The organism is Psychromarinibacter sediminicola (assembly GCF_029168335.1).
GTDB classification, from domain to species: Bacteria; Pseudomonadota; Alphaproteobacteria; order Rhodobacterales; family Rhodobacteraceae; genus Psychromarinibacter; species Psychromarinibacter sediminicola.
This window is the reverse complement of the sequence record NZ_JARGYC010000216.1, coordinates 1-801: the sequence shown is the minus strand read 5'-3', so window position 1 is coordinate 801 and position 801 is coordinate 1. Positions and strand designations below refer to the sequence as shown.

At 67.5% G+C, this 801-nt stretch carries 1 protein-coding gene; it reads left to right on the top strand.

Going from position 1 to position 801, the window contains the following annotated elements:
* The coding region (locus tag P1J78_RS25050) for an ROK family protein (protein WP_275570087.1) at positions 1–752 on the top strand (752 nt) is incomplete at its 5' end.
* Between the last annotated feature and the right edge of the window lie 49 nt (positions 753–801).

Below are 801 nucleotides of genomic sequence, written 5' to 3'. Positions count from 1 at the left end.
TCGGCGTCGGCATGGCGATGCCCGGCCCCTTCGACATCGAGTCCATGAGTTGCGTCGGCCCCACCACGATGGAGCAATGGCGCGGCGTCGATGTCCTTGCACGGTTGAAAGCGGCCGTACCGTTCCCGGTGTTCGTAGAGGTCGACAGCGCCGCAGCGGCGCATGGCGAGCGGCTCTACGGCATCGGCGACACGCTGAAGGACTTCTACTACCTCTATCTCGGCGTCGGCCTCGGCGGCTCGGCGATCCACGATGGGCAGGTGATCCGGGGTGCCTGGGGCAACGCCGGCGAGATCGGTCATATCCCGTTGGTGCCCGACGGGGCCCTCTGTCCTTGCGGGAACCGCGGCTGCCTGGAACGCTACCTGTCCCTTGAGGCGTACGAGCGCCGGCGCGCGGAGATCGGCGAAGCGGCCTGGTTCCACGAAATCACTCCGATCTTCCGCAACGCCATCGTCACCATAGAGAACCTGTTCGACCCATCGGCCATCGTTCTGGGCGGCCTGGCCCCCCGCAGCCTGCGGCAGCGGTTGCTCGACCTGACGGCCGACCTGCCCGGCTCGCTCGCCTTGCGTGCCGACCGCGAATTGCCGCGCGTGGTGCTGTCGAAAGTCGACAGCGACGCGGTGATCCGGGGCGCGGCGTCGCTGGCCGTGTCGCAGGTCTTCACACCGCGCCCCGCTGCCGGCGAGACGGCAGGCGACACGGACGATCCGTTTCTACGCCGGAGCAACAAGGAGAGCATCGCGTGAGCGAAGCCGAGCCCCTGCTGAATCTGCAAGGCATCACCAAGAACTTCGG